General features: G+C 63.6%; 9 protein-coding genes. All 9 read left to right on the top strand.

Going from position 1 to position 8,334, the window contains the following annotated elements; genetic code table 11:
- Nucleotides 1-139 precede the first annotated feature (139 nt).
- Nucleotides 140-1,663, top strand: coding sequence for a siroheme synthase CysG (gene cysG / locus ACS5Q1_RS32065; RefSeq protein WP_473102008.1), 1,524 nt, complete (start codon nucleotides 140-142; stop codon nucleotides 1,661-1,663).
- Nucleotides 1,664-1,955: 292 nt separating this feature from the next.
- Entirely contained in the window at nucleotides 1,956-2,360 is a 405-nt protein-coding gene (locus ACS5Q1_RS32060; protein ID WP_473102007.1) for a hypothetical protein, read from the top strand.
- Between the two features lie 492 nt (nucleotides 2,361-2,852).
- Nucleotides 2,853-3,311, top strand: a complete 459-nt coding sequence (gene panD / locus ACS5Q1_RS32055) for an aspartate 1-decarboxylase (protein WP_473102006.1) — start codon at nucleotides 2,853-2,855, stop codon at nucleotides 3,309-3,311.
- Nucleotides 3,312-3,366: 55 nt separating this feature from the next.
- A complete protein-coding gene (locus ACS5Q1_RS32050) occupies nucleotides 3,367-4,077 on the top strand; it encodes an energy-coupling factor ABC transporter ATP-binding protein (RefSeq protein ID WP_473102005.1) in 711 nt (236 codons plus the stop codon).
- The gene (locus ACS5Q1_RS32045; RefSeq protein ID WP_473102004.1) at nucleotides 4,074-4,706 is read left to right on the top strand and encodes an energy-coupling factor transporter transmembrane component T family protein; all 633 of its coding nucleotides are present in this window, start codon (nucleotides 4,074-4,076) and stop codon (nucleotides 4,704-4,706) included. The genes ACS5Q1_RS32050 and ACS5Q1_RS32045 overlap by 4 nt, the downstream gene beginning before the upstream one ends.
- The gene (locus ACS5Q1_RS32040) at nucleotides 4,703-5,260 is read left to right on the top strand and encodes a biotin transporter BioY (protein ID WP_473102003.1); all 558 of its coding nucleotides are present in this window, start codon (nucleotides 4,703-4,705) and stop codon (nucleotides 5,258-5,260) included. Before ACS5Q1_RS32045 ends, ACS5Q1_RS32040 begins: the two co-directional genes overlap by 4 nt.
- On the top strand, nucleotides 5,257-6,735 hold the full coding sequence (locus ACS5Q1_RS32035; protein ID WP_473102002.1) for an AMP-binding protein: 1,479 nt from the start codon (nucleotides 5,257-5,259) through the stop codon (nucleotides 6,733-6,735). Before ACS5Q1_RS32040 ends, ACS5Q1_RS32035 begins: the two co-directional genes overlap by 4 nt.
- Complete coding sequence (locus ACS5Q1_RS32030; protein WP_473102001.1) at nucleotides 6,732-7,871, top strand: thiolase family protein; 1,140 nt, start codon at nucleotides 6,732-6,734, stop codon at nucleotides 7,869-7,871. Before ACS5Q1_RS32035 ends, ACS5Q1_RS32030 begins: the two co-directional genes overlap by 4 nt.
- Nucleotides 7,864-8,325: a MaoC/PaaZ C-terminal domain-containing protein gene (locus ACS5Q1_RS32025; RefSeq protein WP_473102000.1), complete on the top strand. Its 462-nt coding sequence runs from the start codon at nucleotides 7,864-7,866 to the stop codon at nucleotides 8,323-8,325. Before ACS5Q1_RS32030 ends, ACS5Q1_RS32025 begins: the two co-directional genes overlap by 8 nt.
- Nucleotides 8,326-8,334: the final 9 nt, after the last annotated feature.

Here is an 8,334-nt window from a genome sequence, read left to right as displayed (position 1 = left end):
CGCTCTTTGCGGCCTATGCCCATGGCCGAAAGCCCGCCGAAAGGTTCGGAGATTTCGTCATCCGCTCAGGCATTGTCGCTGCGACGAGGAACGGAGCTGATTTTCACGCCAATACGGGCCCTCTGGCCGAGGCGGCGGAATGAACGCGCCCCTTCAGCCCGAGGATCGGCGCCCAGCGCGCCTCAACGCCTTGCCGAAGCTGCCGATCTTCGTCGATCTCGCCGGGCGCTCGATCCTCGTCGTGGGAGGGTCTGACGGCATTGCCTGGAAGGTCGAACTCCTCGCGGCCGCCGGCGGCACTGTCAGGATCCTCGCGAAAGACCCGTCACCTGAACTTCGCTCGGTCGTTCGAAGCGATCCGAAGCGCTTTACCCTAATCCAAAGACCATGGCGTGAGTCGGACCTCGTCGGAGTCTCGGTCGCCATTGCGGACATCGGAAATCGACAGGACGCCGCAATCTTCGCCGACACGGCGCGGCGATACGATGCTTTCGTCAACATCGTCGATCAGCCGGCCCTCTGCGATTTTCAGTTCGGCACCATCGTCAATCGCGCTCCCGTCGTCGTGTCCATATCGACCGATGGAGCGGCCCCGATTCTGGGCCAAGCCATTCGCCGGCGCATCGAGGCGGTCCTGCCCTCCTCCCTCGGTGCATGGGCGCAGGCCGCAAAGGCCTTCCGTGATCGGCTGAGGGAGATCGTCCCGTCGAAGCCGGGTCGGCGCCGGTTCTGGGAACGATTCGTCGATGTCGCATTCGCGAACGGATCTCAAGGCCGGGACCTGGACGGCACCCTGGATCGCCTCGCGCTCGAGGCTGGCGGAGACGCCTCGGAGAGGCGGGGACGGGGTGAGGTCGTCATTGTCGGCGCGGGTCCCGGCGATCCCGAGCTTCTGACCCTGAAGGCGATGCGGGAGCTGCAGGCAGCCGACGTCATCGTCTATGATCGCCTCGTCACGCCGGCCATTCTCGAACTGGCGCGCCGGGAGGCCCGCCGAGTCCATGTCGGCAAGGAAGGTCATGGCGCATCATGCCGCCAGGACGACATCAACGCTCTGATGGTCGATCTCGCGCTTGCCGGTGAACGCGTCGTTCGTCTCAAAGGTGGGGATCCCGCCATTTTCGGCCGTACCGGCGAGGAGGTGGCGGCCTGCCGGGAAGCTGGCGTTCCGATCCGTGTCGTCCCTGGCATTACGACGGCGAGTGCCGCTGCCGCCTCGCTCAACGCTTCGCTGACCCACCGCGACCACGCGCAAAGGGTCCAGTTCATCACCGCTCACGATCGGCATGGAGATCTGCCGGAGAATCTGAACCTCGCCGCATTGGCGGACCCACAGGCAACAACAATCGTCTACATGGGGCGGCGGACGGCGCCCAAGCTGGCGGCGCGGATGATCGAGAGCGGCCTGCCTCCCGAGACGCCTGTCGTTGCGATAACCAATGTGTCGAGAGACGATCAGGAGAACACATACACGACCATCAAGGATGTTTCTCGCGGCGTTCCTCTGCCCGAAGACGGGCCACTGATTATTGCTATTGGTGCGTCCGTCGCCGCACCGCCTGATATCCCACCTCACGCGAGCAGCAAATTCACCGCTCGCAATGGGCAAAGACCGTTCTCATCGAAGAACGAACAATCGGCCTCTGCGCTCGTGGGGCACTGACGGCGGTCACAACTTTTTTCGCAGCGGCTGGGCCGTTGCCGATACTGCAATCTGATCAAAATAAGCAACCCGACCCGCAACAGCCGCTCCGACGGTGAGCCAGAAAAGAAATATTCCAAGAATCATCTTGCGCCCTGAGCGCGAATGTCCACGAGCCATGCTATCGTCAGAGCCTGCTGTCATCTCCTTGCAACTCTACAGGTTTCATCATGAATTGGACAAGTATCCTCAGATCCGCAGACGCAATTTAGAAATTGCGCAATCATTGCTTCAGTCGAAAGGACCAAAGACCATGGATGTCTCTGTTGAAGCTATTCCCATAGCCAGCGTTGTCGGCGTTTCGGCGACCGTGGATGGTTCCTACATCCTCGTACGCTTTGGGGCCGATAACGATCAGGAATTTGTTGTGGCCTTACCGTACGACGTAGGGTTTGATCTTCTTCGAGCCTCATCCGTTGCACTTGGAGAAGCTCTCCGAAGGAGAGAAAACGACTCTGCGTCGGTCCTGGTCACGCCTCTCGACTGGTGGGAATTTCAGCCCCTCAGGGACGAGAAGGTACTTTTGTCTCTACGGCAGCCGGGAGGGCTTGCGACCCACCATATCCTCCCCAAGTTCGAAGCTTCTCACATGAGAGACGTACTCAGTGCGGTATTGCATGACGGGCGCACGCAAGATCTGAGCAAGCCGATAAACTGAAGCGTTTTCATGCTCATGTCCTGAGACCGGATTGTCCTGCAATCAGAGCTGGAGTCCGCTGGTACGATCTGGTGCTGGCACAGGTGAAGCTTCTTAATCCGCTAGCGAATGAGCACGACGCTTGCGTAAAGCACCTCGGTCCGAGGCAGAACCTCCAAGAGTATCGAGAACTCTCGACTGAAGCGCATTCGGGCGGTTAACGGGAGGTGCAACGGTTCCGCAAACGGCCTCATAATCTTCTAAGCGAGGCCGCATTCCAGCTAAGGTTTACTTTAGGTTAACAACTTCCCGTAACGGCAAGTGCGGGCCGGTGGGCCGCGTCTTGGTTCATCACATGAACCAAGACGCGGCCTATCGCATGCACGACCTCAGATGTCGACGCTACGCCCGCGAACTGACGTTTTTCTTGCTGGTCAGAGTCGACCTTGACTGATCGCTGGGGCAATGACGCTGCCGTAGCCGATCAAGTGCATTGAGATTCTTCAAGAAGGATTGCGAAGTGAGGAAGTTGTTGCGGCCAAGTTGCACAGCATTCACGTGACCGAGGCAAACTTGAACTACCACGGCTTGATCACCCTGGATCCGGATCATTGTGAACGGGTTGGGATTTACCCACTCGAGTTCGTGGAGATTTGGAACAAGAACTCCGGCGCCCGCATCTCGACCGATGTGATTCTGGGTGATCGCGGATCCCGGTGTTGTATCTTGAACGGGGCTGCGGCGCGAACCTGCCAACCCGGGGATCAAGTCATCATCTGCAATTCAATCTACATTCCTGAGGGGCAGATCACCGAGATGGCTCCGAGGATCTTGACCTTCGACCATGAGAATAACGTCCTTGAGCGTCTGAGCTATCAAGTCCGGGCCGATGCGGCAGGACGCTATCAGTTTTCGATTCTCAACGAGGCCGGTGTCCAGCAGCCGATCCCCCTTCTCACAGGCACAAGGTAATCTCGCATTCGTCGTTATGAGCGGATTTTCAACGGCCGAAGGAGCAGCGCGGCGCGTGCTCCCAGACCCTCACATCATCTTCGACCAGGTGACCTTCACGCACGGAGAGCACGTTGTTTTCAACGGCTTCTCCCTCGCACTGCACGAGCGGCGCATTGGCCTCATCGGATCCAATGGCTCGGGCAAGAGCTCCCTCCTGCGGCTGGCCCACGGTTTGGCTCTGCCGTCCGGCGGAGCTGTCACAACAGCAGGTCTCAACACCACCACACAGCGGCGACAGATCCCGGCTCGTGTCGGCTTTCTGTTTCAGAATCCGGATCGCCAAATCATCTTTCCGACGGTCGGTGAGGAGATTGCGTTCGGCTTTCAGGAGCGAGGGGACACGCGCCGTGACGCCATGCGTCAGGCCCTGGTGTGGCTTGCCCGGTTCGGACGAGCTGAGTGGGCTGACCGGGTCGTGCACGATCTGTCGGAGGGGCAGAAGCAGCTGGTCTGCCTGATCTCGGTCCTCGCGCTTGAGCCCAGTCTCATATTGCTGGATGAGCCCTTTGCCAGTTTGGATCTCTCGACCCGGCTCGCCTTTGCGGATCAGCTGCAGGCTCTCGAGCAGCCGATCGTCATGGCCAGCCATGATCTCGACTTCCTGGCCCCGTTCGATCGCATCGTGTGGTTGGAGCAAGGGCGGGTCCGGGCCGATGGACCCCCGCGGGAGGCCCTCGAGGCCTACCGAGCCGAGGCGCATCGCGGTGTGAGGGAACTTGCATGATTGCGGGATACCTCGCCGGTCCCACCTGGCTGCACCGTGTTCCGGCTGGCCTCAAGCTTGGAGCCGTCACGGTCTTGAGCCTTCTCGTGCTGCCGATGACGGATTGGCGGGTGCTCGCAGCGGGACTGGTCCTGGTGCTGGGGATCTACGCCAGCCTCGGGCGAGAGGCCTTGCGCCGCTTGGCTTTGCTCAAGCCCTTGCTGCCGTTTCTCCTGGCGATCGCGCTGCTGCAGGGCTGGTTGGAGACGTGGCCTGCGGCCGCGGCCTCGACCACCCGCATCCTCCTGATGGTGCTGGCCGCGAGCCTCGTGACCTTCACCACGACCATGCAGAGCATGATCGACGCCCTGGCGCCTATTCTGGCGCCGCTCGGACGGTTCGGGCTCAATCCCCGCGTGCCCGCCCTCGCGATCGCCCTGGTGCTGCGCTTCGTGCCGGTTCTGCTGTCCGCGTGGCAGCAGCGGGAGGAGGCGTGGCGCGCCCGCACCGGCCGCCGCGCTTCGATCAGGCTCATCCCGTCCTTCGTCGCCGAGGCGCTTCGTATGGCCGACCAGGTCGCCGAAGCCCTCGACGCGCGAGGCTTCAACACCCGGCCATCCGCACACCACGCTTCAGGAGACAAGCCATGACCACCCGCGAGTTCGTTCGTGTTGCGCTGTTTGCGGCGATCATTGCCGCTCTCGGGCTGCTGCCCAAGATCGACCTTCCCTTTGCGGCAGGCGTCCCGGTGACCGCCCAGACCCTCGGCGTGATGCTGGCCGGCGTTCTGCTCGGCCCGCGCTCCGGGGCCGCGGCCGTTGTGCTCTTCATCGCGGTTGTAGCGCTGGGGGCCCCGCTCCTGGCCGGCGGGCGCGGGGGGCTCGGGGTCTTCTTTGGCCCGACGGTCGGCTTCCTGCTGGGCTGGGTTCCTGGCGTGATGGTGACCGGGCTGGTGTTCCGTGCGTTTCCTAAGCTGCCCGCTGGCGTCTCTGCCACCGCCGCGTCCATCCTGGGCGGCATCGGTGTCATCTATGCCTGCGGGATTGCAGGTCTGGCCCTGATGACCGGAATGCCGCTGGCGAAAGCGGCCCTGGCCAGCTTCACCTTCCTGCCCGGCGACCTTCTGAAGGCGCTCGCGACGGGCGCGGTTGTGGCCGCCATGCCGGCGTCCACGCGCTTGCGAGCATCCGTGCCGCAGTCATGAACGTGACCGCGGCCCTAACGGAGCACGCCCGGGCGACTCCGGATCGCCTCGCGCTGGTCATTGAGGACGAGGCGCTGACCTACGCGCAGCTGGAGGAAGTTGTCTCCCGTCTGGCCGCATCGCTGTCCCAGGAGCCTCTGGGCGGGATTGCACTGCATCTGCCCAACGGTCTGCCGCTGGCGCTGCTGAGTCTGGCCGCGGCCCGTGCGGGTCGCGAAGCCCAGATCCTGGATCCGGATTGGCCGGCTGAGATGACGCAGAGGGTTCTCACCAGTCTGCGCCCTGCCCGCGTGTTCACCGCCGATCCACGTGTCATGAGCGATCAAGCTGTTCTCGTGGATCCCTGCGCCTCGGCGCGAACGCTCAGCGCGTCTCTGGCTCCTCCATGTCTCGGAGCGGTCCCAAAGACGGATCCCAGCACAGCCTTCTATGTCGGCTTTACGTCTGGATCGACCGGGGAGCCCAAAGGCTACCGCCGCTCACATCGCTCCTGGTTGGAGAGCTTCACGGGCGATGCGCTCGAGTTCGGCCTTGGTCCCGCCGATGTCGTCCTCGCCCCCGGGACGCTCACCCACTCGCTGTTCCTGTATGCCTTCATGAATGGCCTGCATGCCGGTGCCACGGTCATCTTAAGCCGTCGCTTCAAGCCGACGCAGGTTCTGCACCTCATCACGCAGCACAGGGTGACGGTGCTCTATGGCGTGCCAACGCAGCTCACCCTGGTGATCGAGGCGGCCGAGCAGGGGCAGCAAGAGCCCTTGTCGTCCCTGCGCTGGATCCTGAGCTCGGGCGCCAAGTGGTTCTCCGAAGCCTTGCCGCGCCTCAAAGCCCTGGCGCCCCAGGCCCGCTTTGCCGAGTTCTATGGCGCGTCCGAACTGAGCTTCGTGACGGTGGCGAAGGAGAATGAGCCGGTGCCGGCGACGTCGGTGGGCCGGGCTTTCCCGGGGGTGACCATCACCATCCGCGATGAGGACGGGCGTGTCCTGCCAGCGAGCCAGCCGGGACGCGTGTTCGTCGAAAGCCCCCTGGTGTTTATGAACTACGCCTATGGCGGGTCTGGCGGCTGCTGGCGCGCGGGAGAGGCAGTCTCGGTCGGGGATGTCGGCTTTCTTGATGCTGGCGGCTTTCTGCATCTGGTCGGCCGCGCCAACCGGATGATCGTCTCGTCCGGCAAGAACGTCTATCCGGAGGAGATCGAGCAGGTCTTCGAACGGCACCCGGGCATTGCCGCCGTGGCTGTGCTCAGCCTGCCCGATGCTCAGCGGGGCGAGCGGATCGTTGCGATGGTCGCTCTGCGCAATCGGACCGTCAGTCGGTCCGCTCTCATCGCTCATGGCCGCCGGGCATTGCCGCTGTTCAAGGTGCCACGGGTCTATGGGGTCGTCACCGACTGGCCGCTGACGCGCTCGGGCAAGACGGACCTTGAGGCCTTGCGGCACGCCTGGCGTCAGGGCCGCTACACGGATCTGCGATGAGCCGCGCGTTCGTGATTGCGGCCCGGCGCCTCGCCGTCACCCCGCGCGGTGGGGCCTTGGCCGGCTTTGAGGCGCACGAACTGGCCGCAGGGCCCATCCGCGCAGTGCTCGACGACGTCGGCGTCTCGGCCGCACAGGTTGATGAGGTCATTCTCGGCAATGCTCTCTATGGCGGTGGCAACCCGGCCCGCCTTGCCGCGCTCACGGCCGGCTTGCCGGAGACGATCCCCGCCCTGACGCTCGACACCCAATGCTGCGCCGGCCTGGACGCGATCCTGGCGGCGGCGACCCGTGTTCAGGCGGGCGAGGCCGATCTCATCGTGGCGGGGGGCGTGGAGAGCTACAGCCGCGCGCCCATGCGGATCAGGCCTGCCAAAGGTCCTGACGACGCGCCCCAGCCGTATGATCGTCCTCCCTTCACGCCATGGCCGGATCAGGATCCGGCCATGATTCCGGCGGCCGCGGCCTTGGCCGAAGAGCTCGCGATCCGGCGTACCGATCAGGAAGCGTTCGCCGTGGCGAGCCACGCCAAAGCCCTGAGCGCACAGCACGTGGACGAGATTGTGCCGCTTGGTGGTGTCACGCGGGATGCCTTCTCACGCCAGCTGACACCGGCGCTCTGTCGTCGGCTGCCGGTGCTGGCCGGCGACACGGCGCATGGCGTGACGGCGGCAACAGTGGCCGTTGAGGCCGACAGCGCCGCCATAGTTCTTGTGGCCTCCGCGTCCATCGTTCAGCATGTGAGCAGCACGGTTTTAGAAGTGGTCGGGGGAGCCAGGGTGGGTGGTGATCCCATCCGTCCCGGCCTTGCGCTCGTCCCGGCTGTCCGGAGGCTGCTCGATCGCCATCAGATTGGAGTGCCGGATTTATCGTGCGTGGAGATCATGGAGGCTTTCGCCGTGCAGGCGATGGCTGGGATCGCAGCCCTGGGCCTCAATCCAGCTCAGGTCAATCGGGGTGGCGGCGCCCTTGCGAGGGGGCATCCCATTGGTGCTTCAGGCGCAATCCTGGCCGTTCGGTTGTGGCAGGAGATGGCGCGGTTGAGAGTCGGTGGCTTCGGCCTCGCGGCGATTGCGGCCGCCGGCGGACTGGGAAGCGCCCTTCTCCTCCGCTTGTCCGGAGATCGTCATGGCTGAACCCTTGCGCGTCAAGCAGGCCTCGGATCTTGGCCAATTCCTGCATCAGCCGCTCGGTCCAACAGCATGGCACCAGGTGGGACAGGTGACCATCACAGCCTTCGCGGCGCTGACCAATGATCCGCAATGGATTCATGTTGATCCGTCTCGCGCCGCTGATGAATTAACCGGCGGGCGAACGATCGTTCCGGGCCACCTGCTCCTCGCCCTCCTGCCGTCCTTGATCCGGGAGACCTATCTCGTCACAGAAACCCAGAGCGGCTGGCTGGCAGCCCTGCGGAATGTGCGGTTCCGGCAGGCCATCGAATGCGACGCGCCGTTTCGGCTGTGCGGGCGAATTCGGGACGTGAGTCAGCGAGGGTCGACGACGTTTGTTGAGATGCAGTGCGAGTTGGTGTTACCCGATCAAACGGTTGCATTGCAGGCTAACCGCGTCGACGCCTTCCGGAGCTGAAACATCTCA

The sequence above is a fragment of the Microvirga sp. GN3 genome, from assembly GCF_055792825.1.
Note: the sequence above shows the minus strand (reverse complement) of the source record. Positions and strands in the feature narration are given on the sequence as shown.

Bases quoted from the DNA above. Each gene is read 5' to 3' on its own strand.
- cysG (WP_473102008.1), top strand. From the start codon at position 140: ATGAACGCGCCCCTTCAGCCCGAGGATCGGCGCCCAGCGCGCCTCAAC.
- ACS5Q1_RS32060 (WP_473102007.1), top strand. From the start codon at position 1,956: ATGGATGTCTCTGTTGAAGCTATTCCCATAGCCAGCGTTGTCGGCGTT.
- ACS5Q1_RS32045 (WP_473102004.1), top strand. From the start codon at position 4,074: ATGATTGCGGGATACCTCGCCGGTCCCACCTGGCTGCACCGTGTTCCG.
- ACS5Q1_RS32040 (WP_473102003.1), top strand. From the start codon at position 4,703: ATGACCACCCGCGAGTTCGTTCGTGTTGCGCTGTTTGCGGCGATCATT.
- ACS5Q1_RS32035 (WP_473102002.1), top strand. From the start codon at position 5,257: ATGAACGTGACCGCGGCCCTAACGGAGCACGCCCGGGCGACTCCGGAT.
- ACS5Q1_RS32030 (WP_473102001.1), top strand. From the start codon at position 6,732: ATGAGCCGCGCGTTCGTGATTGCGGCCCGGCGCCTCGCCGTCACCCCG.
- ACS5Q1_RS32025 (WP_473102000.1), top strand. From the start codon at position 7,864: ATGGCTGAACCCTTGCGCGTCAAGCAGGCCTCGGATCTTGGCCAATTC.